The organism is Alitiscatomonas sp., from assembly GCF_037242085.1.
In the GTDB taxonomy this organism is placed as follows: Bacteria; Bacillota; Clostridia; order Lachnospirales; family Lachnospiraceae; genus Alitiscatomonas; species Alitiscatomonas aceti.
The window spans coordinates 1-26,872 of the sequence record NZ_JAXXBR010000098.1 but is presented as its reverse complement, the minus strand read 5'-3'; the positions used below and the strand labels follow the sequence as shown (position 1 = coordinate 26,872).

Annotated in this window: 22 protein-coding genes, 1 other RNA gene and 1 pseudogene; 3 read left to right on the top strand and 21 right to left on the bottom strand. The window is 52.7% G+C overall.

Going from position 1 to position 26,872, the window contains the following annotated elements:
- Nucleotides 1–96: 96 nt before the first annotated feature.
- The 3 genes from WIH05_RS10525 to WIH05_RS10515 are packed head-to-tail and all read right to left on the bottom strand — an operon-like array spanning nucleotide 97 to nucleotide 3,322.
- Nucleotides 97–1,473 carry an MATE family efflux transporter gene (locus WIH05_RS10525; RefSeq protein WP_337425350.1) on the bottom strand — a complete coding sequence of 459 codons (1,377 nt, stop codon included), beginning with the start codon at nucleotides 1,471–1,473 and terminating at the stop codon, nucleotides 97–99.
- 3 nt (nucleotides 1,474–1,476) lie between these two features.
- A complete protein-coding gene (locus WIH05_RS10520; protein WP_337425349.1) occupies nucleotides 1,477–2,406 on the bottom strand; it encodes a nucleoside hydrolase in 930 nt (309 codons plus the stop codon).
- 16 nt (nucleotides 2,407–2,422) lie between these two features.
- Nucleotides 2,423–3,322, bottom strand: coding sequence for a ribokinase (locus WIH05_RS10515; RefSeq protein ID WP_022274208.1), 900 nt, complete (start codon nucleotides 3,320–3,322; stop codon nucleotides 2,423–2,425).
- A gap of 314 nt (nucleotides 3,323–3,636) precedes the next feature.
- Here WIH05_RS10515 and WIH05_RS10510 point away from each other — a divergent pair, with 314 nt between their 5' ends.
- Together WIH05_RS10510 and WIH05_RS10505 are read left to right on the top strand one after the other, a co-directional pair.
- Entirely contained in the window at nucleotides 3,637–5,538 is a 1,902-nt protein-coding gene (locus tag WIH05_RS10510; protein WP_022274207.1) for a PfkB family carbohydrate kinase, read from the top strand.
- A 71-nt stretch (nucleotides 5,539–5,609) separates the two neighbouring features.
- Nucleotides 5,610–6,698, top strand: coding sequence for a sugar kinase (locus tag WIH05_RS10505; RefSeq protein WP_022274206.1), 1,089 nt, complete (start codon nucleotides 5,610–5,612; stop codon nucleotides 6,696–6,698).
- A 32-nt stretch (nucleotides 6,699–6,730) separates the two neighbouring features.
- Here WIH05_RS10505 and WIH05_RS10500 read toward each other — a convergent pair whose 3' ends face one another.
- From WIH05_RS10500 to WIH05_RS10465, 8 genes are all read right to left on the bottom strand, one after another.
- Nucleotides 6,731–9,028 (bottom strand): SpoIID/LytB domain-containing protein, encoded by a 2,298-nt coding sequence (locus WIH05_RS10500; protein ID WP_022274205.1) that lies wholly within the window; start codon nucleotides 9,026–9,028, stop codon nucleotides 6,731–6,733.
- 9 nt (nucleotides 9,029–9,037) lie between these two features.
- The gene (locus WIH05_RS10495; protein ID WP_022274204.1) at nucleotides 9,038–10,303 is read right to left on the bottom strand and encodes an AI-2E family transporter; all 1,266 of its coding nucleotides are present in this window, start codon (nucleotides 10,301–10,303) and stop codon (nucleotides 9,038–9,040) included.
- A 158-nt stretch (nucleotides 10,304–10,461) separates the two neighbouring features.
- A non-coding RNA gene (ssrS, locus tag WIH05_RS10490) (6S RNA) lies at nucleotides 10,462–10,641 on the bottom strand.
- Nucleotides 10,642–10,748: 107 nt separating this feature from the next.
- On the bottom strand, nucleotides 10,749–11,411 hold the full coding sequence (locus tag WIH05_RS10485; RefSeq protein WP_022274203.1) for an HAD-IA family hydrolase: 663 nt from the start codon (nucleotides 11,409–11,411) through the stop codon (nucleotides 10,749–10,751).
- Between the two features lie 78 nt (nucleotides 11,412–11,489).
- The gene (locus tag WIH05_RS10480) at nucleotides 11,490–13,187 is read right to left on the bottom strand and encodes a phosphoenolpyruvate carboxykinase (ATP) (RefSeq protein WP_215653796.1); all 1,698 of its coding nucleotides are present in this window, start codon (nucleotides 13,185–13,187) and stop codon (nucleotides 11,490–11,492) included.
- A 160-nt stretch (nucleotides 13,188–13,347) separates the two neighbouring features.
- A complete protein-coding gene (locus tag WIH05_RS10475; RefSeq protein ID WP_337425348.1) occupies nucleotides 13,348–14,361 on the bottom strand; it encodes a cell wall hydrolase in 1,014 nt (337 codons plus the stop codon).
- A 326-nt stretch (nucleotides 14,362–14,687) separates the two neighbouring features.
- Nucleotides 14,688–15,155 carry a Cys-tRNA(Pro) deacylase gene (ybaK, locus tag WIH05_RS10470; RefSeq protein WP_337425359.1) on the bottom strand — a complete coding sequence of 156 codons (468 nt, stop codon included), beginning with the start codon at nucleotides 15,153–15,155 and terminating at the stop codon, nucleotides 14,688–14,690.
- Between the two features lie 92 nt (nucleotides 15,156–15,247).
- Nucleotides 15,248–15,976, bottom strand: coding sequence for a YebC/PmpR family DNA-binding transcriptional regulator (locus WIH05_RS10465; protein WP_022274200.1), 729 nt, complete (start codon nucleotides 15,974–15,976; stop codon nucleotides 15,248–15,250).
- Nucleotides 15,977–16,240: 264 nt separating this feature from the next.
- Here WIH05_RS10465 and WIH05_RS10460 point away from each other — a divergent pair, with 264 nt between their 5' ends.
- Nucleotides 16,241–18,175, top strand: a complete 1,935-nt coding sequence (locus WIH05_RS10460) for a S9 family peptidase (RefSeq protein ID WP_337425347.1) — start codon at nucleotides 16,241–16,243, stop codon at nucleotides 18,173–18,175.
- 63 nt (nucleotides 18,176–18,238) lie between these two features.
- Here WIH05_RS10460 and WIH05_RS10455 read toward each other — a convergent pair whose 3' ends face one another.
- From WIH05_RS10455 to WIH05_RS10410, 10 genes and pseudogenes are all read right to left on the bottom strand, one after another.
- Nucleotides 18,239–19,600 (bottom strand): hemolysin family protein, encoded by a 1,362-nt coding sequence (locus tag WIH05_RS10455; RefSeq protein ID WP_022274198.1) that lies wholly within the window; start codon nucleotides 19,598–19,600, stop codon nucleotides 18,239–18,241.
- Between the two features lie 90 nt (nucleotides 19,601–19,690).
- Entirely contained in the window at nucleotides 19,691–20,038 is a 348-nt protein-coding gene (locus WIH05_RS10450; RefSeq protein ID WP_022274197.1) for a type II toxin-antitoxin system PemK/MazF family toxin, read from the bottom strand.
- A 153-nt stretch (nucleotides 20,039–20,191) separates the two neighbouring features.
- Nucleotides 20,192–21,346 carry an alanine racemase gene (alr, locus tag WIH05_RS10445; RefSeq protein ID WP_337425346.1) on the bottom strand — a complete coding sequence of 385 codons (1,155 nt, stop codon included), beginning with the start codon at nucleotides 21,344–21,346 and terminating at the stop codon, nucleotides 20,192–20,194.
- Entirely contained in the window at nucleotides 21,333–22,928 is a 1,596-nt protein-coding gene (locus WIH05_RS10440) for an NAD(P)H-hydrate dehydratase (protein WP_337425345.1), read from the bottom strand. Before WIH05_RS10440 ends, alr begins: the two co-directional genes overlap by 14 nt.
- A 4-nt stretch (nucleotides 22,929–22,932) precedes the next feature.
- Nucleotides 22,933–23,295 (bottom strand): holo-ACP synthase, encoded by a 363-nt coding sequence (gene acpS / locus WIH05_RS10435; protein ID WP_022272347.1) that lies wholly within the window; start codon nucleotides 23,293–23,295, stop codon nucleotides 22,933–22,935.
- On the bottom strand, nucleotides 23,292–23,960 hold the full coding sequence (locus WIH05_RS10430) for a redox-sensing transcriptional repressor Rex (protein ID WP_022272346.1): 669 nt from the start codon (nucleotides 23,958–23,960) through the stop codon (nucleotides 23,292–23,294). Before WIH05_RS10430 ends, acpS begins: the two co-directional genes overlap by 4 nt.
- Nucleotides 23,961–24,360: 400 nt before the next feature.
- On the bottom strand, nucleotides 24,361–25,125 hold the full coding sequence (locus WIH05_RS10425) for a hypothetical protein (protein ID WP_022272345.1): 765 nt from the start codon (nucleotides 25,123–25,125) through the stop codon (nucleotides 24,361–24,363).
- Between the two features lie 8 nt (nucleotides 25,126–25,133).
- Entirely contained in the window at nucleotides 25,134–25,835 is a 702-nt protein-coding gene (locus WIH05_RS10420; protein WP_022272344.1) for an ABC transporter ATP-binding protein, read from the bottom strand.
- 112 nt (nucleotides 25,836–25,947) lie between these two features.
- Complete coding sequence (locus WIH05_RS10415; RefSeq protein WP_337425344.1) at nucleotides 25,948–26,304, bottom strand: hypothetical protein; 357 nt, start codon at nucleotides 26,302–26,304, stop codon at nucleotides 25,948–25,950.
- Nucleotides 26,305–26,328: 24 nt separating this feature from the next.
- Nucleotides 26,329–26,872, bottom strand: a pseudogene (locus WIH05_RS10410) (hypothetical protein); the annotation flags it as partial.

Below are 26,872 nucleotides of genomic sequence, written 5' to 3'. Positions count from 1 at the left end.
AATCAGACCATGAGCTCGTCCGATAGAAATACGATGAAAAAATGCACAATTTTCTTCTTTTGTTCTCTGTTTTTTTATTCATACTGCCATTATACATCATCTTGTGAGATTTCGCATCCATTTTTTTGTATGAATTCTCCAGATTCCCACAAAGGCCTCGATGGCAATATTGAACTTGATGATGGATACCACCAGATAGGGAGACAGCCGGAACACAAAAGCACAGGCAGCTGCCAGGGGAATGGTGATCATCCACATGGAAAAGATATCGCAGATCAGCCCCATCTTTCCGTCTCCTCCGGCCCTCAGCACTGCGATCATGCCGGTCATCTCCATACCAGAGAAGGGCCAGATGGCCGCAAACACCAGCATAAAGTTTCTGGCATAGGCCGCCGCATCCGGAGTCAGCACATACAGCCGCGTGAACAGGCCGCCGAACATCAGGGTCAGGAGCCCCATGAGCGTTCCGCTGACCAGGCCGATAAGCACCATACTGTATGCTTCCTTCTGGATCCTGTCCTTAGACGCCCCGGAGCCAATGGTCTTTCCGATGGTCGTGGAGCAGGAATAAAGGATGGCATTGGTCACACAGGCCATCAGCTGATAATACACGTTGGCAATGTTGTATCCGGCCACGATGGTGGTTCCCATCTGGCCTGTGACAGAGCTTCCCGCCGTGGTTCCCGTGGACCAGATCAGCTCATGGAACACGATGGGAAGGCCCACCTTCCAGAAATCCCCCAGAAGTCTCCGGTCTCTTCTTTTCAGGTCAGAAAACTTCATGGAAAGCTTCTTCTCTTTCCGGAACAGGAACCGGCAGAGGATCAGAAGCTCCACCACCCGGGCAATGACCGTTCCCACGGCCGCTCCCCGGATCCCCAGCTCCGGCATTCCGAAATTTCCAAAGATCAGGCAGAAATCCAGAAATACATTTAACGGATAAGAGATCACATTGGTGGTGAAAGAGACCTTCATCTCCTCAAATCCCCGGCAGCAGGCAAAGATCATGGTACTGACAGCACAGACCGGATACATGAGGGAGGCGATCCTCAAATATGGCACTCCCAGACGGATCAGCTCCGGATCGCTGCTGTATATCCTTAAAAGCCGTTCCGGCCAGATCATCACCACAGCCGAGAACAGCACGCCGAAAACAGCGATGCTGCGGACCCCGATGGCCACCAGAGTCTTGATGCTCTCCGTATCCCTTCTGCCCCAGTACTGGGCGATCAGTACGCTGCACCCGGCAGAAAAGCCGCTGCACACCGTATAAAAAATGAAAAAGATCTGCTGGGCCTGGGACACAGCACTCATCTGTACCTGGTCGATCCGCCCCAGCATGATGCTGTCCAGGGTATCAACGCTGACCCTTAAAAGCTGCTGGAGGATGATGGGAACGGACAAAAGGACGATGGTCCTGTAAAACTGTGGAGAGGTGACGAACCACTCTCTTTTTTCCGCTTTTGCACCCATGGCTTAACCACACTGCCTCAGGCAGTCCTTGAGCCACTGCTTGAATACGGGAAGATCCAGCTCCATGGCCACAGAAACATTGGGCTTCTTTCCTGTGCGCCCACGCCGGTCTACCATGGTATGGCCAGCCGTGTACTCGCCCTGGCACTCCACATCCACGAAATAATCATGGCAGACCAGGCACTGGGGGCATACGGCCGCAGCCACAGCCAGAGCGTCGTGCATAAGGGCATCCTCTCCCCCGTCTGCATATCTTCTTATCATATAATCCAGGATATCGGCGGCCAGGACAGCTCCCTTATTTCCAAAGCTCCGGATCTCCTGCTCATCTTCCCGGTTTAAGGCGGCCTTTAAGGTCACATCCAGTCCCACCATGGTCATGGGGATCCCGGAAGCGATCACCAGCTTTGCAGCCACCGGATCCACCCAGATATTGAACTCCGCTGTGGGCGTCATATTTCCGCCGAGGGCAGCGCCGCCCATAAACCAGATATGACGGATCTTTTCCTTTAACTCCGGATACATGCTTAAGGCAATGGCAATGTTGGTCATGGGCCCCACCACCAGAAGCTCCAGGCGGCCTTCTTCCTCTTCTGCGATCCTCCGGATCAGCTCCGGAGCCGTTTCTTTTGTGAACGGGACATTCTCTGCCGCCGGAAGGGTCACATCGCCAAGGCCTTCGCTGCCGTGGGTGGCATCATAATATCCGGCCCTGGGATAAAACGGGATCTTCGCCCCCCGGGCCACCTCCACATCCGCGCCCAGGTATCCCACCAGATCCCGGTTGTTCCTGGATGTGAAATTTTCGTTTACGTTGCCGTTGACACTGGTCAGGGCCCGTACCCTTATGGCGTCAGAGCCAAGGGCTGCCAGAATGGCGATGGCGTCGTCGGTTCCTGTGTCACAGTCAATGATAAATGGTCTCTTTTCCATATTTTCCTCCCGTATCCTACGCGCGTTCCCGGATGAACGCTTCCACTGCTGATCGTTCCGGCACACTGGGGGCCGCTCCCTTTTTCGTCACAGCCAGGGCTGCCGCAGCGCTGGCCTGTAAAAGAGCCTGTTTATGGCCCAGGCCTCCGGCGATCCCGGCAATGAAATATCCGCAGAACGTATCACCTGCCGCCGTGGTATCCACGGCCTCCACCTGGAAGATATCCTGGAAGGACGTTTCCTCCGGATCGCAGTACCAGGCCCCCTGGTCGCCCAGGGTCAGCACAAAGGCTGCGTTCTTATATTTTTCTCTCAGGGCCCTAAGGATCGGAGCCGGTTCCTCGGAATCGGTTCCTGCCAGGATCCGCCCCTCCACCTCATTGAGGATAAAATAATCCACCAGCTCCAAATTGCAGAGGAACACGCCCTCGTCTGCCGGAGATGGGTTAAACGCCACCTGGAGTCCCCGTTTTTTTGCCTCCTCCATGGCAAAGTCAATGTTGGAGATCTCATTCTGCAAAAGGATCAGATCGCCCTTTCCAAAATGCTCAAGCACAGAGGATATGTATTCTCTGGTGATCTTCCGGTTGGTCCCGCCGCAGATGATGATATTGTTCTGTCCGGACTCGTCGATCTGGATCACCGCATGGCCGCTGGCCCCGTCCAGGGTCTCCACATAGCCCGTATCGGCTCCGGCCTCCTTCAGCATGTCCAGAAGAATCCTTCCATCCCCTCCCACGGCTCCGGCATGGTATACCTCCGCGCCTGCCCTGGCCAGGGCCACCGACTGGTTCAGTCCCTTGCCGCCGCAGAATTCCTCATAATCCAGGGCCTGGATCGTTTCCTTGGGCTGGACAAAACGCTTTACCGAATACGTTTTGTCAATGTTTAAAGAACCGAGATTTAAAATTTTCATAGGCCTCGCTCCCGTTTGGTAAAATATTTTCCGAAATCTTTTTCCTAAGCAGATAATATATGTTTTCCAGTTTTCTGTCAACCACTATTGTGGAATTTGCTCTTTATCCCGCTGTTTTCCCCATTTTTATCCATATTTTTGTCAAATTCTTCACAAATTTTCTGGATTTTTTATGTGTTTTCACCATTTTCTCCGGATCCAGGTATCCCTTCCAGTATTTTTGTGATATCCTAAAAGCAGCCTGGATACCGGAGCAGACAGACATTCCTCTGCCTCCAGGGTCCAGATCGTTTCTTTAATACAGGGAGGAAAAAATGACCATCAAAGAGTTTGCCCTGCTGGCGGGAGTTTCCGTATCGACGGTCTCTAAGATCATGAACGGAAAGGATGCCAGCATCAGTGCCCGGACCAGGGAGCACGTTTTAAAGCTGGCCAAGGAATACAACTATGTCCCTTATGCATCTGCCACCGCGCCCACGACCCGGACGCTGACCATGGGCGTGATCTTTCAGAATACTGAACACGGAAAACGGCTCGTCTCCAGCATCCTCAAAGAGGCTACCAGCCTGGGATATTCGGTGCTTCTCCGGGAAAGCGGGGATTCGGCGGATACGGAGCTTAAAAATATCTCCGCCATGGCGGCGGCCCATACGGACGGTGTGATCTGGGAGCCTGTCTCCAGTGACAGCCTTTTTCTGGGGGAAAAGCTGGACCGGGCCGGGATCCCCTATGTGGTCATCGGCCCCTATAAGGGCGCATTTCATATGGATTTTGAAAAAATAGGGGATACAGCCACCGGGCTTCTTGTAAAAAAACGCCACGCCTCCATTGCCTGTGTGGCCGGAGACGATTCCCTGGCCCGGGAATTTTTCCAGGGCTACCGGAAACGGCTGTTTGACGAAAAGCTCCCCTTCCGGCAGGAGCTGGTCTTTCCCGACGCCGGAAGCCTCCCCGTAAGCGGGATCCTGAACGGACTGTTCACGGCGGCTGTATTCTTCAGCCAGGCGGAAGCCCTGAAGTTTTATGAGACAGCCCGGAACCTCCAGTATGAGATCCCTGCGGATCTGTCCCTTCTGACCCTCCGGGATGGCAGCTCCGGCGGAGACCTTCCTTTCCTCTCCTCCCTGGCCGTTCCCTTCGATGCCTTCGGTTCCCAGGCTGCAAGGCTTCTGGTGGCACGGATTGAAAAATGGGAACGTATGCCGGAATTTTCCCCGGACTTCCCGCTAAACGCAGAGGCCACCTTAAGCGTTCCCAGGGATCTCCAGAAAAAACGGGTCATTTCCATTGGGAGCGTCAACATGGACAACTACCTGGCCTTTGACGCCCTTCCCCACAGCGGACGGACTGTTACCTCCTCGGACTCAGCCACCTACCCCGGCGGAAAATGCCTGAACCAGGCCGTTGGCGTGGCCAGGCTGGGCCACCACGTCTCCGTCATCGGCCGGGTGGGCGGCGACGCCGATTCCGACTCCATCTACCAGGCGGCCCGGGACTGCCGCATTGACAGCAGCGGCCTTCTGCGGACTCCCGGACAAAAAACAGGCCAGGCCTATATCTTCGTCCAGAAAAACGGAGAATCCATGATCTCCATCCTTTCAGGCGCCAACAGCCAGGTCTGTCCCGGCGATATCACAGCCGCTGAACGGCTCTTTGACGGAGCCTGCTGCTGCCTGATCCAGACGGAGATCCCCATGGAGGCTGTACTGACTGCCGCGTCCATGGCAAAACGCTACGGCCTCATGACCGTGCTGAAGCCCAGCTCCTGCGGCCCCCTGCCAGAGGAGCTGTTAAAAAATATCGATGTGGCCGTTCCCAACGCCGAAGAGCTGTCCATGATCTGCCCAGGAAAGGGCTCCATAAAAGAAAAGGCCGCCAGGCTTCTTTCCCATGGGATAAAGACCGTCATCGTCACCCTGGGAGCCGGAGGCTGCTGGATCTTCGGTAAGGAAACTGCCTGTCACGTTGAAGCCGCCGATTTCCGGTCCGTAGACAATACGGGAGCCGCCGACGCCTTCATCAGCGCCCTGGTTTCCTACCTGCTCTATGGGTTCTCCATGGAAGCTTCCTGCCGGATCGCCTCCTGTGCCGCCGGCTTTTCCATCACCCGACAGGGCGTCACCCCGGCGCTTGTGGATAAGGACACGCTGGAGCAGTATCTGGAGCAGAACTCTCCCTCTCTGATAAAAGAAGCAGACCGGAAAAAAGATCGTTAAATTTTTATTGAAATCTGTCCGGAAGTGGACTAGAATAGAACTATCCTTTAATTCCAAGGAGGAACGATTTTATGGAACATTACAATCCGCTGCTCACTGGCCTGGAAAGCCCGGAAAAGTTCATCACCGTCGGCGAGATCATGCTGCGGCTGACGCCGCCCAACTATGAAAAGATCCGCATGACCTCCACCTTCGAGGCCAGCTACGGCGGCAGCGAAGCAAATATCGCCCTGGCTCTGGCCAACCTGGGCGTGGACAGTACCTTTTTCTCCGTGGTTCCCAACAACAGCCTGGGAAAGAGCGCCATCCGTATGTTAAGGAGCAACGACGTCCACTGCACCCCTGTGATCTTAAGCACGCCGGAGCAGACACCTACCCACCGGCTGGGAAGCTATTACCTGGAAACAGGCTATGGGATCCGCGCCAGCAAAGTCACTTATGACCGGAAAAACAGCGCCATCACAGAATTTGATTTTGATACCATTGATCTGAAGGGACTTCTGGAGCACTTTACCTGGCTCCATTTAAGCGGCATCACCCCGGCCCTGGCTCCCAACTGCCGGAAGCTCACCATGGAGTGCTTAAAGACAGCCAGAGAGCTGGGCCTTACTGTGAGCTTTGACGGAAATTTCCGCAGCACCCTGTGGACCTGGGAGGAGGCCAGGGATTTCTGTACCCAGTGCCTTCCCTATGTGGACGTTCTTTTAGGCATCGAGCCTTACCACCTGTGGCGGGATGAGGAGGACCACAGCAAGGGAGACGTGAAAGACGGGATCCCCTTCCAGCCCAGCTACGAGCAGCAGGATGAGATCTTCCAGGCCTTCATCGACCGGTATCCCAACCTGAAGTGCATCGCCCGTCATGTTCGCTATGCCCACAGCGGCAGCGAAAACAGCCTCAAGGCGTTTATGTGGTACGAGGGCCATACCTTTGAAAGCAAGCTTTTCACCTTCACCATTTTAGACCGGGTAGGAGGCGGCGACGCCTTTGCCAGCGGCCTGATCTACGCCATGATGCACCATTATAAGCCCATGGACATGATCAATTTCGCCGTGGCCAGCAGCGCCATCAAGCACACCATCCGCGGCGACGCCAACATCACCGACGACGTGGACACCATCCGGAATCTGATGAATATGAATTATGATATCAAGAGATAGAAAAAGGGAGCTGCGTATCACAGCTCCCTTTTTTACACCACATCTCCAATATCTACGATCTCACACCCATCATAGAAAAATTTCAGGATCTCCTTATAATTTTTTCCTTTCTTTGCCATCCCCTGGGCCCCGTTCTGGCTCATGCCGGCTCCGTGGCCGTAGCCGCCGCCGTAGATCGTAAAGGCAGTAACGCCATTTTCATCGGTCCCCTGGTTTTCTATGTAGATAAACCCGCTGGGAAGGGTCTCCCACTCTGTGTAGGTGCTGCCGTCCTTCCGGTTGAAGACAAGCCTGGTGTTTCCCAGCACGCTCCGCACCTTGCTCTGGCCGGTGAAAGTCTTGGAGCCCTCTGTGCCCACGACCTTCAGAGCCTTTGCCGCGCCTCCAGGTCCCCGTTCTGTCACCGTAAGTCCCGTGATCTGGCCGACTCCGCCGATCTTTTCTGCCAGGATCTGGCTGTCCGTCTTTGCGTTCCACCGGAACATGGCAAATTCTGAATCGTATGCCTCCACATCCATATTTTTTATGAATGCTCCAAAGGCCTCGTTGGAGGTAAGGTCCATGGGCTTCCTCTTTTCATTGATGGAGACCGCCTTTAAATACGGTGTCGCCGAACCGTCGTTTCCCCACACGGTCCCGTCGGTGCCGTGGCCGCAGGAGGTGGAATAGTAAAGGGCATCGATGGGCTCCCCATCGTAGGCAGCCATCTGGCCGAAGGTCTCATTGACAGCCGCGTCAGTGGTGTCAAAAACGGAGGTATTATTATACACCTGGAAGCTGGTGCTGTCGTCCACATGGGCGCCGTATTCTGAATACGAGCTTCCCCGGATCTGCCTCCAGGCATAGGTCCTTGCGCAGACGGCCTGGGCCTTTAAAGCCTCCAGCTCATACGTATAGGGCATCTCGCTGGGCACCACCCGCTTCAGATATTCCTCAAGATCCACCTCGTTCAGAAGAAGGAGACCCTCCTCCTCCCCGGTGATCTCCATATGGCCCGGATACACCGGAGTTCCCTGACTCCGCTCAATATTCCTGACGGTGATCATGCCGCCTTCATTGGCGGACCGGAATACCATACGGCCGCTTTCCAGCCGGGGATCTCCAGCAGAAATGGTCACCGGCTCTCCAGCCGCCACAGACTGGGTCTTTTTATCCTTTTCATCCCCATATTCCAGTACAGCCATGGAATCGCAGACCAGGGTGATCTCTGGATGGAACAGGGACTTGAAATTTGTTGTCATCAGAAGAACGCGGATATTATCGATCTCCGGCTTCTCTGTCGTCAGGGCCGCGCAGATCTCATCGCCGGCCACCACAAAGGTCTGCATATGATAGCCCACCAGGATATCCGATTTCTTCTGCTCCTTTAAAACGCCGTAGGTACGGTAGATCTTAAAGTCCTCTGACAGGGGCACGGTGCCGTAGCCCTCGATCTCGATCTCATCCTCTCTCACTGAAAGGACTGTCCCGGTGATGGTCTCCTTTTTCAGTACCAGGCGGCTGGGCTTTCCGTTTTTCAGATACAGATCCCCGATCTGGCCGGAGATCTCCTCTTCATTCTTAAGGACTCCCCTTACAGGAAATTCCCGCTGGATATTTCCAATGAACACCGTCACTGTATTGCCGGAAAATCCGGATATCCAGGCGTTTTCATATACGATCTCATCGGAGACCACACCCTGGACCTTTATGATCCCATCCTCCCGCACCAGGAGCTTTATGGTCTTATCAATATAGGAATCCAAAGAAAGCCCTTCAAACAGGAACTTTCCATCCTTTGTGTAGGCCGTCCAGGGGGACGCCCCGTCCACATTCCCCGGGGTCCCGTAAAGATCTGTTTCGATCTCCTTTACATTCCCATCCGGGTCTGCAAAGGCCCGGAACGCATCATAAAATTCCCAGAACTCCGCTTTATCCACGGCCTTTCCAGCCTTTTTCCCCGCTGCCTCTGTCACATATCCCGCAAGAGAGGGTTCCCCCTCCCCTTTGGCCGCGGTCACCCAGCCGGACAACTCCCCATAGGTAACGGCCGAAACGGCGCTTCCCTCCGAAGGGTAGCACGTTTCCGGATCCAGATATCCCTTGGCATAGAGATAATCCATATATTTCACATACCATTGATCCTGCAGCTCCCCGGGAAAAAAGGAAGTCTCCGGACCTTCTGCACGGACTGCGTCCTCACCCGCCAGAGTAAGGGCGATGGCCCTGGAAGCCGCCGCCCGGGACACGCCGTTCCCCCGGGGCTCCATGACCACGATGATGATGAGCAGGGCCACGATCACCGTGGAGATCCCTGCGGTCCAGTTGATCAGTTTCTTTTTTTCGTCCATAGCACCTCGTTATTTCTGTCTGATAAACCTGCCGCTGTCCGCATCGATCTTTTCCAGATCCATATAATCGTCCGTATCCTGCGGGAGATTCTTTTTCCGTAAGAAATGGCACTGGAATTTGGAAAACAGGTCGAACACCACCGCCGTCAGCGGCACAGCGACGATCATGCCCACAAAGCCCCACAGTCCGCCGAAGAACAGGATGGAAAACAGGACCCAGAAGCTGGAAAGCCCAGTGGAGTCCCCCAGGATCTTGGGGCCCAGGATGTTCCCGTCAAACTGCTGGAGTACCAGGACCAGCCCCACAAAATACAGGCACTGCCTGGGGCTTATGAGGAACACCAGCACCGCGCTGGGAATGGCTCCTATGAAGGGGCCAAAAAATGGGATCACGTTGGTAACGCCCACGATAACACTGATCAGAAGCGCAAAGGGCAGCTTAAACAGGTTCATCAGGATAAAGCATAGGACCCCGATGATCAGGGAATCGATCAGCTTCCCGATAATAAATCCAGAAAACACCTTATGGATATAGCGGAACTCCTCCACAGTCCCGTTGGCCGCCCGTACCGGAAGGATGGCGTAAACGATCTTTTTCACCTGGGCCGTCAGCGTGTCCTTGATATTCAGAAGATAGACCATGACAATGAGGCCGATCAGGATATTTTTTGCCAGGTTGAAGATGGTGAGCACACTGTTGGAAACTCCTCCCAGGATCTTTTCCAGGCTCTCGAAGCTTCCGATGCTCTGAAGGTGGGGGATCAGATTACTGGAGGACCAGTCCTGCACGGCGATCACCGCCTGCTGGTACACAGAAAGCACCATCTCCTCCAGGGGAGGGTTATTGGCAAACAGCCCCGTGAGCCACTCATACAGGTTCTGGATATACACTGGCATGGTGTTCACGATCCCCGCAATGCTGGAATAAAGCTGGGGGATGATCATCATAGCCAGGCTCACAACGATGATGTACAGAAGCGTCAGGCTGAGGACCGTTCCCACGGTCTTCTGGAGAAACGCCTTTAACTTCTCATTTTTCATTTTCTTTCCCAGCAGCTCGCCCGTAAACCGGACCCCGCCGTTGTATACAGGCGAAAATAAAAACGCCAGCACGGCTCCGTAAATGATCGGGGTCAGGATCGATATGATCCGGCCTCCCAGGGCCAGGATCGCCTTCCGTTCCAGAAACAGGAAGATTACAGCCGTGGCCGCCGCCAGCACCAGCACCGCTGTGATCCCCATATAAAGGTATCTGTCAAATCTGTGGTTTTTCATATCAGTCTCGTCTCCTCGGCAGATTTTTCCATTATGTATCGTTTTCACTTTTATACCATATCACATTTTCCGGCAATTAGAAAGGGCCAGATTGCGGTCCCGGCAAAATATCCGCTAAAAAACAGGAAAGCAGCGATTGCTCGCTGCTTTTATCTTTTGCAAATCCCAAAATGCCGGTTCCTGCATAATTGACTCCTAGCGTTGCTAGGTGGGCGACCGCACTTAAACTTCTGCCTTCCACTCATACGGAGGCCTGACATCCGTTTAAAAATATAGGAATCCCGTTTGTCATAATGTAGGTTCAAAATAAACAGGAGTATCGAACATTCCAGGAATTGCTGTCCTGTTTTCTTATGGACCTATTATAGCTCATATGTCTGCTTTTTTCAAGTTCCATTTACTGCCGTAATTTTAAATATTTTGTGAAGACTGTTCTGTATTTTTCTTACAGCTCCTTAAGAAGCTCCAGAAGCGTCTCCGGCGTTTCTGTGATCCAGTCCGCTCCGGCCTCTGAAAGCTCCTCCCGGCCTCCGTATCCATAAAGGACACCCACAGAGGAGATCCCCGTTTTCTTTGCCCCCTCGATGTCGTGGCGGCGGTCCCCGACCATGATGATCTCGTCCTTCTTCTCAAGCCCGCAGGAATCCATCACATACTGGATCACCTGGTCCTTTTTCACCCGCAGTTTTTCTCCGCCGTCGTCCTCTGCCCCGCCTACGAACCGGAAATATTTTGTAAGCCCGAAATGGTCCAGGACCCGCTTTGCCATATCCTCCGGCTTGGATGTTGCCACATAAAGCTCCTTTCCCGCATTCCGAAGGCTCTTCAGCATGGCCTCCACTCCTGGAAACGGCGCGTTCTCCATCCATCCCTTTACGTTATAATATTCCCGGAATACAAAAACCGCCTCATGGGCATCATGATCCGGAAAATCATAAAACTCCTTAAAGCTTTCCGGCAGCGGCGGTCCCACAAAGGGCTTCAGGACATTCAGATCGTCCACCTGGATGCCGTAGCGCCTCAGGGCATACTGCACGGCTCTCGTGATCCCCGGCATGGAATCGGTCAGAGTCCCGTCCAGGTCAAAGAAAATATGCTGCTTTCCCATGTCTGCTTTCTCCTCTCTGGCCGCTGGAGCCATGGTTAAAAGGGCGCAGGAAAAAATCCCTGCGCCCGGTTTTATTGCTTAATTCAGTTCTTTTACAACTCTCTCAAGGGCCTCAAGAGCGTCGTCCGGAAGCTTGTCGTAGCCTTCCTTGGCAACTGCAAATTCCTTGATCTCGTTGACGCGGTCGTTCATACGGGCCTTTAACTGGCTTACGTACTCCGGATCGTTCATATCCGGCACAAAGCCTTCCCAGTCCATGATCTCGATATCGGAGAACGGACCCCACTGATGGAAGTCTGCCTTCTTCTCAACGATGGCTTCCAGGATTCCAAGGGTGTCGGCCGGTTTTACCTTCTTGCCCATGAAATCGCCGGTATTCACGATATAGCAGTCCACGTTCTTTTCCTCAACCAGCTTTTTGAATTTCTCATAGTCGTTGGCTAACGGATATGTACGGAACGGGTTTGCGTACGGAACCACAACCAGTTTGTTGGGATCCACGCCAGGAGCAAGACGCTCTGCGGAGGATCTCTTAGTTGCCAGGGTAGCGCCCATAACGGAAGCTAAGGAAGCCCCTTTTAATTTTACTACCGGCGGGATGGTCGGGTCCTTCATGATCCAGAAAATAGCGTTGACCGGGGAGTCGATCCTGTCCACACGGTTGGGAGACCATAATTTGGACTTGATGGCACGGCCGTTGCCGTTTCTTACATCCTCTGTCACCAGCTGGATCTTTCCGTCCTCATCCAGGGTCGCAGAGCAGTTCTGGGCGGTCAGCAGATACTGGTTGTCCGGGCAGCCGGTGGGATAATCGGCCGTCTTATCAAAGTATGTGGGCTCCAGTGCAATGGATGCGCAGGTATCTGTGTTGATGATGAACGCATCGTCGTGAAGGACCTTGATCTCGTACTTGCCGCCGTGTTTTGCATGGGTCAGGGTGGACTTACCGGATCCGGACAGGCCGTATACGGAAGCTACGTACTTGCTGCCGTCAGCCAGGGTGTATTCCTTCTGTCCGCCGTGGCAGGAAGCGTAGCCGTTGCGGTTTGCAATGGCCCATGCCATGGTCAGGGTGCCCTTCTTGTGCTCACCGAAATATCTCATACCAAGGATGCATGCGCAGTTGGTATCGGTATTGAAGTAGCACAGGGTCTTTTTCTGGGGATCAGACAGGCAGTCCAGGGATACGCTGGGTCTGTCGGAGCCGCACCACTGGGGATCGGAGAAGATATAAATATCCGGCTCTTTTCCGTCGCCCACGGGTTTGGATTTTTTGTACATCTTTACGTACTCATCAGACATGTACTGGAAGTTTAACATCCAGTTGTACATGATGTTTTCTTCTCCCTCCGGGATCAGAAGGTGGGCCTTAACCATAAATTCGGGATCCAGGCCTACGAAAACCTCTGCATGGTACATGGTTTTCCAGCGGGACTCGTAGATCGCGTCCATCGCTACCTTGTCAAGGGCTTCACAGTCCACGCCCGGCTCGCCTGCGATGCGGCGTGCAGTTGCGTAACGGCCGGTGATGGCTCCGTCGTTGAATAACAGAACCTTCGCGTCCTTGTCCAGACCAAATTCCTCTCCTCTGTAAACGGGCATATCGGTCACGATCGTTCCTGGAGAATTCTTTGCTAATTCATAAGCCTCTCTCAGGGTATTTACCTTTACCACGTTGTTGCCGTAAAAAGCACCCTCGATGATGGATCTGGTTTTGGAAAAGCCCACTTTTCCTTTACCAATTTCGCTGATTGGGTAATAAGCCTTTGTTGACATTTGAAAAACCTCCTTGAATGTTGGTCACTAGATGGCTTTATTATCCCATCAAAATTAGATAAAGTCAATTCATTTTGCGATTTAATTTATTAGTTTTTTATGAATTTTGCATAAAAACGAAAAACCGGGACAGGTTTTCGTTTCCTATCCCGGTTTTTCACTATTTAAAGAACTCGTGGTTCCCATGTTTGAACAAAAAGTCCAGGTGATTGTCAAACCAGCGGACATTTTTCCTGCTGGACGCCCTCCTGTTCATAAAATACAGAGCGCCGTCAGAATAATCCTCTCCCGCCAGGGCGCTGTCCACAGCCTCCACTGTGGCGTCTGTGACCCGGCACCGGTTGATGGAGCCGTTGCCAACCGGCGAAAACTGATGTCTCTGGTAGACCACGCTGTGGACCGTATCCGGGAAGGTATCGCTTTCCACCCGGTTTAAGATCACATTGGCCACCAGGATCCTTCCGGTCCGGTCGCAGTTTCCAGCCTCTGCCTGGACGATCTTAAGCAGCGTCTGGTAATCCCGGTCTGACAGGGAGACAGATGCCGCCGCTTCCTGTGTTTCTGGTGCAGGCGTACCGGAAGCCTCCTGGGCGGCTGCACCTTCCGCAAGCTCAGCGCTCTCTCCAGAAGCTGTCCCTTCCTGGCCGCCAGAGCCCTCCCGGACGGCTGCCCGCTCAGAAGCTTCCGCGCTTTCCGTGGCTTCTCCTTCCGGCACACCGGAGTCCTCCCCGGCCGCTGCCTCTTCCTGGGCTCCAGAGCCTTCCGCAGCAGTCTCCGCTTCCTGATCCGGGTCTTCTCCCTCTCCGGCTTCCCCGCCTTCAGGCGTCTCCGCGCCGTTCTCTGCCTCCTCTTTTCTGGTCTCTGTTCCGTTTTCCGTGTCCGCGGCCTCCTCAGCCGCCATTATGCTTTCTGGATCACGTTTCTCTTCGTCTGTATTTTCATCATGCGTTCCCTCTTCCTGGCCGCCGGTCTCTCCCGGCGTCTCAGCAAAGGCCACCATAGCACCGTTTCCCGTCTCCGGAAAGCTCCCTGCGGCAAAGGTAATGGCTGTCACCAGAAGGATACCAGCCGTAAGGACTGCCGTATCCCGGCGTCTTTTGGCAGGTGCGCTGGCAGACAGCATTTTTATACTCTGGAAAACTGTCTGAAGAAATGAGTTCCATGTCTGCTTCATCGATTGCCTCTTTTCTCCGTTCTGCCTCCGGAAAGCCTCCAGGCGGCAGATGGTTATTTTTCCGTCTCACCGGACGGCGTCTGTGATTATAGGAGAACGGGAGGCCAAAAGTCAATAAGGCTTCTGCATTTTTGTTGTATTTCACAGCCTTATTTTTAACTTTTGTCATGATTTTTTAACATTTTGCAAGAACTTTTTCTTGATTTTCCTCGTATTTTTGTTACCATTGGCCCTATGGACTTTTAACATTTATTACAAATTTGTTAAGTTTTTATCCCCCACTTTAAAGGGGTTTTCCGGTCCTTTACACCTTATGTCAACCACTTTTACATGAGATCTGCCATTTCAGCGCCCACATACCTCCCCAGATCCGCCGGGGACAGGATCACCTGGACGCCACGCATGCCGGCGCTGACGGCGATTTTTTCGTACTTCTCTGCCGACTGGTCCAGATAGGTGGGGAATCTCTTTTTCATCCCGATGGGAGAACAGCCGCCCCGGACATAGCCGGTGACCGGAAGGAGCTCCTTCATCGGAAGCATCTCCACCTTCTTGTCTCCCGCCGCCCTGGCCGCCTTTTTCAGATCCACCTCTCCGTCCACTGGAATACAGCAGACCATATATCCTGTCTTTTCTCCCCGGAGCACCAGGGTCTTAAAAACGCTCCCATGGTCCACGCCCATGAGATCCGCGGCATGGCTCCCGGAAAGGTCATTTTCGTCCACCGGATATTCCTTTGCTTCATAGGCGATCTTCGCCGCATCCAGAAGACGCATCACATTGGTCTTAACCAGTTTCTTCATATTATAATCCCTTCCTTCTAAAAAACTCCTCTCCGTTTCATCCCTGGGACGATCCGGAAAGGAGCTTCTTTCATTCATATTTATTATTCGGACCAGTTGTGGAATACAGCCTGGACATCGTCATCCTCGTCTAAAAGATCCAGGATCCGGTTCATCTTCTTGATGGCGTCATCGTCGGTCAGCTCCACGTAGTTCTGGGGGATCATGGTCACTTCCGCCTGCATCATGGGGATACCGGCCTTTTCCAGAGCCTCACGCACCTCGCTGAAGGCGTCGGGATCGGTCACCACCTCAAAGCTGTCCTCCTCCTCGGAGAAATCCTCAGCTCCGGCGTCCAGAGCCGCCATCATCAGCTCGTCGGCATCCATCTCGCACTCTTCCTTGTCGATGATGATCTGGCCTTTTCTGTCGAACATGAAGGATACGCTTCCCTGGGCTCCTACGTTTCCGCCGCCCTTGGTAAAGGCGCTCCTTACATTGGCTGCGGTACGGTTTTTATTGTCAGTCAGAGTCTCTACGATGATGGCAATGCCGTTGGGGCCATAGCCCTCATAAACCAGGTTTTCATAGTTTACAGAACCCAGGTCCCCGGCAGCCTTTTTAATTCCGCGGTCGATGGTATCGTTGGGCATGTTGTTGGCCTTGGCCTTGGCGATCACATCACGGAGCTTGCTGTTATTGGCCGGATCTGCGCCGCCTTCCTTAACTGCAACAGCGATCTCTCTTCCGATCACGGTAAAGATCTTTCCCTTGGCCGCATCGTTCTTTTCTTTCTTATGTTTAATATTGGCAAATTTGGAATGTCCTGACATTTTTCCTGCTCCCTTTCTTGTTTCTTCTATATTTATCGTATCTCCATCATAATCTGTAACGGTCATGTCCTTACAGTTACCATAATCTTAAATATTCTAGCATTATTTTAAGTCCTTGGCAAGAGCTTTTCTGTGGATTTTCCCTTCGGCCATTTTATTCATATTTTCCTGCTGGACGGCTCCGAAACAGCAACGTTTTCTTGACAGCTTTTACAGGCATGTTATAATAGAACTACATAATTATCAAAATATGGAGGCAGCACTATGAAAAAGATTGAAATCGATACCTTTTTGAAATTTCAGTTCGTAAGCAATCCTTCCTTCTCACCCGATGGAAAGTACATTGCCTTTGTGGTATCCAACGCAGACAGAGCGGAAAATACATACAAAGCCAACCTCTACGTTTACGATATGGCTGAAAAAAAGGTTCGGAAGATGACCAGCGGCGGCGACGCAAAGAGCTATGTCTGGACAAACGACAATACCCTTCTCTTCCCGGCTGCAAGATGCAGCGAGGTGAAGAAGAAACAGGAAGCCGGAGAAGCCCTCACAAGCTTCTATGAGATCTCCCCCGAAGGCGGAGAGGCCTGCCACGCCTTTACGGTGCCCGCAAAGATCATCGGCTTTAAAGCACTGCCCGACGGACGTTTCCTTATGACTGCAAGCCAGGATAATCATAAGGACACAAGAAAGAAATCCTATGAGGTCTTCGATGAGCTTCCCTTCTGGGGCAACGGCTTAGGCTACACCAACGCAAAGAGAAACCGCTTTGCCGTTTATAACAGAGAAAACGGAGAGCTTTCTTACGTGGCCTGCGACTGGACCGACTGCACCCAGTCCTCTGTCCTGGGCGATCTTCTCCTTTATAAGGCGTATCCCTGGAAGCAGAACGTGCGCGGCTTAAACGAGGGAATTTATCTCTATAACTTAAAGACCGGCGAGACAAAGACATTGCTGGAGCCGGATACCATGCACACCGGAACCATCGAGTTCTTAAACGAAAATGAGGCTCTTGTGGCTGCCATCGATTCCGACTACCGCTATACCAATAAGTACAACAGCTTCTATAAGATGAACTTAGCGGACGGCTCCATGAACCTGTTTGTACCCTATGACGCCTCCATCGCCTCCGGTTCTGTGGGAAGCGACGCAAGATACGGCTCCGGCCGCGGCCAGAAGCTGTTAAACGGCGACTTCTATTTTATCTCCACTGTGGACGACTTTGCATGGTTAAGAAAGCTGGACAAGGACGGCAATATCTCCGACAGCCTCACAAAGGGAAGCTCCTGCGACAGCTTCGACGTCAACGGCGAACACCTGGTAAGCTGTGAGCTCCAGGGAACAAAGCTTGCGGAGCTTTACCTGGACGGTGAGCAGATCACCCACTTCAACGACTTTGTTGGAGAGGAATATTCCGTTGTGACCCCCGAGGCCTTTTCCTTCACTGCCAGCGACGGCTATGAGATCCACGGCTGGGTGATGAAGCCGGCGGATTATGAGGAGGGCGTTTCCTATCCGGCCATCTTCCATATCCACGGAGGCCCCCGCACCGTATTCTCCGACGTATTCCATCACGAGATGCAGATGTGGGCCAATGCCGGATACTTCGTATTCTACTGCAATCCCAGAGGCTCTGACGGCCGCGGCACCGATTTCGGAAACATCAACGGCATCTACGGGACCGTGGACTACCAGAACCTGATGGATTTCACCGACGAGGTATTAAAGAGATATCCCCAGATCGATACAGCCCGTGTGGGCGTTACCGGCGGCTCCTACGGCGGCTTCATGACCAACTGGATCGTGGGCCACACCGACCGCTTCAAAGCAGCCGTATCCCAGCGTTCCATCTCCAATTGGGTATCCTTTGAGCACAACTCCGATATTGGCCACACCTTTATCGTAAACAACCAGGGCGCCAATACAAGAGAGAATGTGGAGCTTCTCTGGAAGCAGTCCCCGCTCCAGTATGCCCCCAACTGCAAGACCCCGATCCTCTTTATCCACTCCGACGAGGACTACCGCTGCTATATGGCAGAGGGACTTGCCATGTACAGCGCCGTTATGAGAAACGGCTGTCCTTCCAGGCTCTGCCTCTTCCACGGCGAGAACCATGAGCTCTCCCGCGGCGGAAAGCCGGAAAACAGGATCGACCGTATGACGGAGATCTTAAACTGGATGGACCAGTATCTGAAATAGGACCGACCAAAAAATCCCCCGTCCGGAAGCGGCTCTGCTGCCTGCCCCGGACGGGGGATTCTTTTATCCTTCGTTTTCTTTTTCATGTTCCGGCCCGGCATCCCGTTCCGCCGCTACCGTCTGTATGATTTTATTCTCTGCCTTTACGATACTGAACCGATAGCCTCCGAAGACCACCTGGCCCTTTTCATCATCCTCCGGCAGATGGCCCAGCCTTGAGATCAGGAAGCCGTTTAAGGTGTCAAAATTATCCTTATCGTCCTCGTCAAATTCCATCTCCAGGGCGTCCTCCACATCGTCCAGAGGAGTCATGCCCGAAAGCTGGAAGCTTCCGTTTTCTTTGACCACGATATCGGGCTCCTCGTTGTCGTATTCATCCATGATGTTTCCGACGATCTCCTCCAGGATATCCTCCATGGTCACGATCCCGGCTGTCTGGCCGTATTCGTCGATGACGATCTCCATATGGATCTTCTCCGACTGCATCTCCTTAAATAAGGCGTTGATATTTTTCGCCTCCGGAGCAAAATGGGCGCTCCTTAAAAGGCCGTCGATCTGGCTGATGGGCCTGTCCAGATACTCCTCCTGCTCTGCAAAATAAAGCACGTCCCGCATATGGAGCACACCTACGATATTGTCGATATCCTCCTCGTAGACCGGGAACCTGGAATTGTTGGCCTCTTTTACGATGAAATCCACCGTTTCCTTTAAGGTCATAGTGCTTTCCAGGGCCACCACGTTCTTTCTGTGGGTCATGATATCCGACGCCACTTTATCGTCAAACTCAAAGATATTGGTAATCATTTCCGCTTCGCTGGCTTCCAGCACGCCCTGATCGTGGCCCTCGTTTACCATATACATGATATCCTCCTCGGTCACCTTCTCATTGGAGGACCGGATATCAATGCCCACTGCTTTTAAGACCACAAAGGCCGCCACGCTGATGAGCCAGGTGAACGGCGAAAGCAGCTTAATGGCCCACTCTACCACCGAAAGCGCCTTATAGCAGAACCGGATCGGGCTCTTGGCTGCCACATGCTTGGGGATTATAACTCCCAGGCAGACCAAAAAAAAGGCCACCGCAAAAAATGCCGCTGCAAGGGCCAGCCCCGCTGCAAGGCCCGGAGCCATCGCAAGCTTCACTGCCAGAAATCTCCGGATGTATCCCGCTGTCTGCGGCAGGGTAAAGGCTCCCAGCGCCAGTGTGAAAAAGCAGGTGACCACCTGGTTGGTGCGGACAAACTTCCCTGGATCCTCCTGGATCCTCAAAAGAGCCGCCGCCTTTTTATTTCCCTCGTCCCGCTCGTCCTCCAGCGCACTGGTGTTCAGCGCCTGGATCGCCGCCCCAAAGCCGTAGATCAGATAAAATACAGCCACGGAAGCCGCAAACAGCAAAATTCCTATCCACGAATTACCATCGTCCATGAAAAATCTTTCCACTCCTTTTTTATCATTTGTATCCTAATATAGCATCATTGCCACATTTCGTCAACAAAACTCCCGAAATTCACGCCCTTATGTAGCAAGCTCCAGGCTGATCCGCAGGGCTTCGTTGACTTTTTCCTGAAGATTTTCATCGATATGGCATATTTTCTCCCTAAGTCTCTGTTTATCAATGGTTCGCAGCTGCTCCAGGAGGATCACTGAGTCCCGGACCATGTCGCACTGTCTGGCGGAAAGCTCCACGTGGGTGGGCAGCTTTGCCTTATTCATTTTCGATGTGATGGCCGCACAGATCACCGTTGGACTGTGCTTATTTCCCACATCATTCTGTATGATGAGCACCGGCCGGACTCCTCCCTGTTCAGAGCCCACCACCGGCCGCAGGTCTGCATAATAAATATCTCCGCGTCTGATGATCAAAGGTTTCACTCTCCGAAATGGTTTTCAGGTCTCCCTGTACCGAAAGTATTGACACTCTACGATTACCTTATGCAGAACTGCCGCAAAATGATGCCGGAACCTGAAACCGGGCCGGCATTTAAAGGCCGCTTCCCCCTGGGACCGGAATGCTTGTTAAAGCTCCCCGGCCTCCCTGGTCCGTCCCCCGGACACATAGACCCTGGGCAGGCGTTTTCCCATGAGGCATGGGATCTCATAATGGAACCGGCCGCTTAAGTCCGCCAGTTCTTCCATGGTGATCTCCTCTGTTCCGTCCCGGCCCAAAAGAGTCACCTCATCTCCCTCCCTGGCCTCCGGGATCCCGGTCACATCGATCATCAGCTGATCCATACAGATCCGGCCCAGGATCCTGGCCCGCGTCCCATGGACCAGTACCTCCCCTTTATTGGAAAGGCTCCTGGGATAGCCGTCTCCGTAGCCGATGCTGACGGTGGCCAGACGCACGGGGCGGTCCGCCACAAAGGTCCCTCCATAGCTCACAGCCGCTCCCGGTCCGATCTCCTTTATATAGGTAATAAAACTTTTCAGCTCCATGGCCGGTTCCAGAAAAAGAGCCTCCCTCTGTACCTGATCCGACGGATACAGGCCGTACAGGATGATCCCGGCCCGGACCGCCGTTATATGGCTCTCCTTCAGATCCATGATCCCGGCGCTGTTGGCGCAATGGAGGGCGGGAATGAAAACGCCCGCTTCCTTTACCATTTGCGAAAAATCCAGGAACGCCTGGAGCTGCTCCCTGGCAGAGGTCTTATCCGCCTCGTCAGCCCTGGCAAAATGGGTGAACATGCCCTCTGTCACGATCCCTGGAAGTCCGGCGATCTCCTTCACCACCTGGGCCTGTTCCCGGCTGGGCCTCAGACCGATCCGGTTCATCCCGGTGTCCACCGCAATGTGGACTCTGGCCATCATCCCCAGGGACACCGCCGTTTCCGAAAGCCGTTCTGCCCTCGTAAGATCGAACACTGCCGTCCGGATCTCCTGCTCCACCATGCTCCCATACTGGCACTCCGGCACCGGTCCCAGTACCAGCACCGGCTTTTTTATCCCATTTCCTCTAAGCTCCAGTGCCTCCTCCGCTGTGGCCACCGCATAGCCTGCGGCGTCCTCTTCAATGGCTTTCGCGGTCTGGACCGCCCCATGGCCGTAGCCGTCGGCCTTTACCACGCCGATGATCTTCGTTCCCTCCGGCAGCACGCTCCGGATCGCCTTCATATTCTTCCGGATCCGGTCCAGATCCACCTTCACATACGCTCTTTTATACATTTCCATTGACCACCTCTCCGATACAGCCTGCCAGTTCTCCGGCCAGGACCGAGTGAACGCCGTATTTTTTCTCAGCCGCTTCTCCTGCCAGTCCATGGACATAAACGCCCAGGGACGCCGCCTCGCAGTCGTCCATTCCCATGGCTAAAAGTCCCGCAATGACCCCTGTCAGCACGTCTCCGGAGCCTCCCTTGGCCATGGCTGGAGAACCGCTTAAGTTTATAAACAGCTTTCCGTCCTTTCTGGCCGTCACCGTGGCCGCATCCTTTAAAACGCAGGTGACGCCGTACTGGTCAGAAAACTCCCTGGCCGCTGCCAGGGGATCCTCCTTGATCTCCTCCACCGGCTTTTCCGTCAGCCGGGAAAATTCCAGCACATGGGGCGTCAGAATGATATTTTCCGTGAAATATCCCTTCAGATACGGATATCTGGCCGCCAGGTTCACCGCGTCGGCGTCCATGACGATGGGCACATAGGCGTCGCTTAAGACTGCCTCCACCAGTGTCCTGGCATACTCCTCCTGTCCCAGTCCCGGGCCCAGGACGATGGCGTCAGCCCAGCCCGTCTGGGAACGGATATACTCCTTAAACTCCCCCGGCTCCTCGCTGGCCCACTGGGGATCAAAGGAGGACAGCACCGCCTCCGGCAGCCGCTCCTGGATCACACTGCGGTTTTCCTCCACCGTCATGATCTTCACCAGCCCAGCCCCGGTACGGTACGCCGCCAGGGCAGAAAAATACGCGGCTCCCGCCATGTTTTTTGCCCCGGCGATCACCAGGATCTTTCCATAGGTCCCCTTGTGGGAATCCGCCCGCCGCCTGGGGATCTCCATAAGATCCTCCGGTCCGTGGGCATGGACGTGCTCTCCGGCCTGCTCCAGATCCTCGGGCACGAAGCCCACGTCCTCCAAAAAAAGCCGTCCGCAGTATTCCCGGCCCGGAAACAGGGCCTGGCCCACCTTCCTCATGCCAAAGGTCACAGTCACATCCGCCTTTACGGCACAGCCCATGACAGCCCCTGTGTCCGAGCTGATGCCCGACGGCATATCCACCGCCGCCACCGGGACCAGCTCCCGCTGCCGTTTTTCCTCCATAAGGCCGATGAGCTCCTTATAAACGCCCTCCACCGGCCTTGAAAGCCCGATGCCAAACACTGCGTCAAGGATCAGATCGCAGGCCTCCGGAAGCGGATCGCCCAGGGTGAGGATGGGGATCCCCAGCTTTTCCGCCACCGAAAGCTGGACCTCCAGCTCCCGGCTCCGTTTTCCCTCCAGGGACGGAAGGAGGATGACAGAGGAAAAGCCCTGGAGCGTCAGCATCCTGGCCGCCGCCACGCCGTCGGCCCCGTTGTTTCCCAGCCCACAGACTGCCCAGACCGTCTTCCTCTTCCTTTCCTTTAAAAGCCGCTCCCTTCCTGGACCATGCTCCAGGGCCTCATTCCCCGAAAGCCCCGGCTCCAGAAGCTCTCCGGCCCGTTTTACCACCTCCAGGGCCGCCCGCTCCATCAGTATCAGGGATGGGATCCCGTATTCCTCGATGCTTCTTTGATCCACCGCCTTCATCTCTGCGGCATTCAGCAGATCCTTCATTCCGTCACTCTCCTTCCCCCACGGCAAAGGCCATGGCGTACTCCCTTGTATTGGAAATGGATACCTCCAGCCGGAGGATCCCCTTTTCTTCTGCTGTCTTTCTGGCTCTGCCATACAGGTTCACATAGGGCTTTCCAAGCTCATCCCGGAGGACCTCGATGTCCCCTGGCATAAAGTCCCGGAAGCCCGTCCCGAAGACCTTGGCCACAGCCTCCTTCACAGCAAAATCGCCGGCAAGGACAGAGGCTTTCCCCCCTGCCTGCCGGCGCTCCCTTTCTGTATACACACGCGATAAAAAAGCCTCTTTTTCACAGGCTTTTTTCATCCGCTCAATTTCCACTAAATCACAGCCCGTTCCAAGGATCATACTGTTTTTTCCCGTTCCTTCCGCTCCCGCTCGTCCTGCATACTGCATACCCGGTAGGAAAGACGCATCAGACTCTCTGAAAGATGAACGTTTTCCACCACCACATCGTCGGGCACGTTGAGGTCCGTATGGGCAAAATTCCAGATGGCCTTGATCCCTGCCCGGACCAGACGGTCTGCGATCTCCGGCGCTTTGGACTTGGGGATCGTAAGGGCCGCGATCTGCACCTCGTTGTCCACAATGAACTGCTCCAGATTGTCAATGCTGCGGATCTCCACCCCGCGCACCACCAGGCCGATGAGCCGCGGGTTGATGTCGAACATTCCCTTGATCATGAAGCCGCGTTTTTCAAAGTTGGTATAATTGGCAATGGCCTGGCCCAGGTTTCCGGCTCCGATGATGATCAGGTTATGCTGCCGGTCGATGCCCAGGATCCTGGCGATCTCCGTATAAAGATACTTTACATTATATCCATATCCCTGCTGCCCGAAGCCGCCGAAATTATTGAGATCCTGGCGGATCTGGGAGGCGGTGACCTTCATCCTGGCACTCAGCTCATTGGACGAGATCCTTTCGATCCCCTCCTCCATCAGCTCGCCCAGATAGCGGTAATACCGGGGCAGCCTGGAAATTACTGCCTTTGAAATCTGTCTCTCTTCTGTCATGTTGTGTCTTCACCTTCCTGTGTAACGATCAAATAGCACCTGCATACAGGGGCAGCACGCCCCGGTACGCCGATGCTAACATTATAGCATATCTATACATTTTGTCAAATCCTTGTCAAGTGGATCGGGAGGAAATTCTTGCCTTATGGTCCCCTTTATCCATCCCAGCGGGTACACACGCCTGTGTGAAGCCTTGGGCCATATCTCGGAGGACGGCAAAACGTTTTGCGGTTTAAATCCACGATATTGAAAATGATTATGAAGCGGTTAAAAAGAATCAGACTTTGATGTTGACCTGTATATTACAGGCTCCAACTCCTGAATGCTGTCCTCAGAAGTTTGAAATACATGACAATGATCCCAACTATGTTCTTACGCCAGACGAATCTGCCCGCCTATTCTAATAATGATCAAACGATCCGTATTTCCTCTCCCTCTCCAGCATGACATTAAAAAAAGAGACGCCTGCCGCCAGCCACAGGAAATTCAGCCCCACATATCCAAGGGAAATGAGCGCTGATATGGGCTGCCCCGAATAAAGTATCTGAACGATTACGATTCCTGGAGCAAACGGTAATAAATGAAGAATACTGAATTTCTCTGTCTGTATCATGTTGATCAAAAACAGCATCGTCCCCTGAATGATCATAACCATCTGCCCTGTATTTTTCTCTCCCAGACCGACCGCACCGATCATAAGGCCGATCCCGTACATCCCGATTATGCTGGGAACGATCAGTACCAATGCTTTTAAAAAGAAAACTAAATTTGAAAAGTTTAAAATATGTACAGCGATTGAGAATACCAGAATGCCGGACATGGTGACTGCACTGATCATCAATGATATCATCAGACGGATCCCCATCAGAAGTATGATCGAGTACTTGCTTTGAATATACAGCTCCAATGTCCCTCTGGATGCCTCCAGGCGGATGGTACTGGTGCTGTATCCAAGAGCCATGGCGTTAAACTGCCAGAAAATATACCCCAGAAGCGTAAGAAACCGTGATTCCACAGTACTCTCTCCAGATGCAGCCAGATAAAAAACAGCAAAATAGATCAATGTAAACAAAACAAGATCACTGATCAGATTTATCCGGTAACAGAGTCTTTCTTTTATATCAAGAATTATCTGATTTTTTAGTAATTCTAAATATTTCTGCATATTTCCCCCTATCTGATCAGCTTCTGATATTTTTCCATAATATCCTTATGATCTGCGGATCCATGGTGCTCCAGCTTTATCCTCCCGCCAGACATAAAAATATACTCGCTGGCAATATCAGAAAGAAAGCTCATATCGTGCGAAGATATTAAAAAAGTAATCTGATATTCCTGGTGGACTTTTTTTATAATGGATTTTAGTTCCTCGATCCCGTCGATATCAACCCCCAGTGAAGGTTCATCAAACAAAATCACCTGCATTCCGGAGCAGAGCCCACATAGCAGCGCGGCTTTCTTTTTCTGTCCCATGGATAGCGTTTCCACCTTTTTATCCAGCAATTTTTCCATGGACAGTACCGGCGCCAGTTCCAGGATCCTGTCCTCCACTGCCTGCTTTCTCATTCCCTTTATGATCCCATAACACAGGGCATTCTCATATACAGAATTTTTCTGACGCAGCCCACGGTCCCCACCTGGAATGTAGATCACATGCGTTCTGCACCACCGATCGTATTTTTCCCGGCTGCCCTGGATTTCAAGGGATCCCGACGCAGGATAGAGGATTCCCGCCAGGATTTTTAAAAATGTAGTCTTTCCAGCCCCATTGGGACCAATCAGTCCATAGATTTTTCCAGGTATGATTTCCAGACTGATATTTTCCAGGACTGGTACTGTTCCATAATCTTTTTGAATATCTTGCAGCTTGATCATTACAATATCCTTTCTTCTGAAACCGGAATCATCCATCCCGTGCGGAACATTCTGTTTTATCACCATCGTTTCCTTCCCCTGTAAATTGCATCATCCGCACCCCGGAATTTATTTACCAGTCCCCACGCTTCAGCGCTGCCGACAGGCGGACCAGCCTGTATATCCTGTATACGAAAAGGAACGGGCCGGAAACGGCCGAAAGGATACAGGACACCAGGAAGATCCCCACATCGTACTGCCGCTGATGATTGGCGGAGGCCGCGTATTTCGCAGTAAACGGCTCCATTTTCAGCATATCCAGCTCTGCCTGGTGGCGGAATGTGGGATAGTCGATGCGTATAAAGGAGCTGAAGGGCGCAAAGAAGCAGATCGTCAGAAACAGGATCCCTCCGGTCCTGGATGGATAAAACATATCGAAAAAGAACTGGTCATTCACCAGAATGTTACCAAAAAACAGAGGGACGACCACATCTCCTCCCGGCTTTCTCTACATCTATACCGCTAGAGCATAATCTTGAATACGTTTTACAATTATATCTTTAATTGTGGGACTGGTAGGTAACACGCCTTCCCCTTGGACTTCTACAAGCTTGCATGACATTAATGGGTTAATATACTTTTTTCGAAAATCTTTTTCACACAATATACACTCTAAAGGAACTGGGAATTCAATATAATTTACCAATTTCGCAGCTAAAACAAAATCCATTAGTGCCCCAGTGCATATCGGTGTCCCTAACACCATTTTAGGAACTTGACCCGCTAATATCGATAAATAAAATGATACAATTATGTCTCTTCCCGCTATCGCCCCATTTTCAATCACCTGTATAAGTTGCCCGGGACCATAATTCTGAATAAAACCGTATTTTGCTCTACTTATTTTATCTACCGCACTTGTCTTAAAATAATAATATAGTTTTTGCTTTAGATTAGCATCTGGGTACTCTTCTAAATAATTGATTAAGCAATCACCTAATGAAAAAAAAAGCATACAATAAAAGCGGTGTCCAAACGGTTTGTATGATATCATCAAG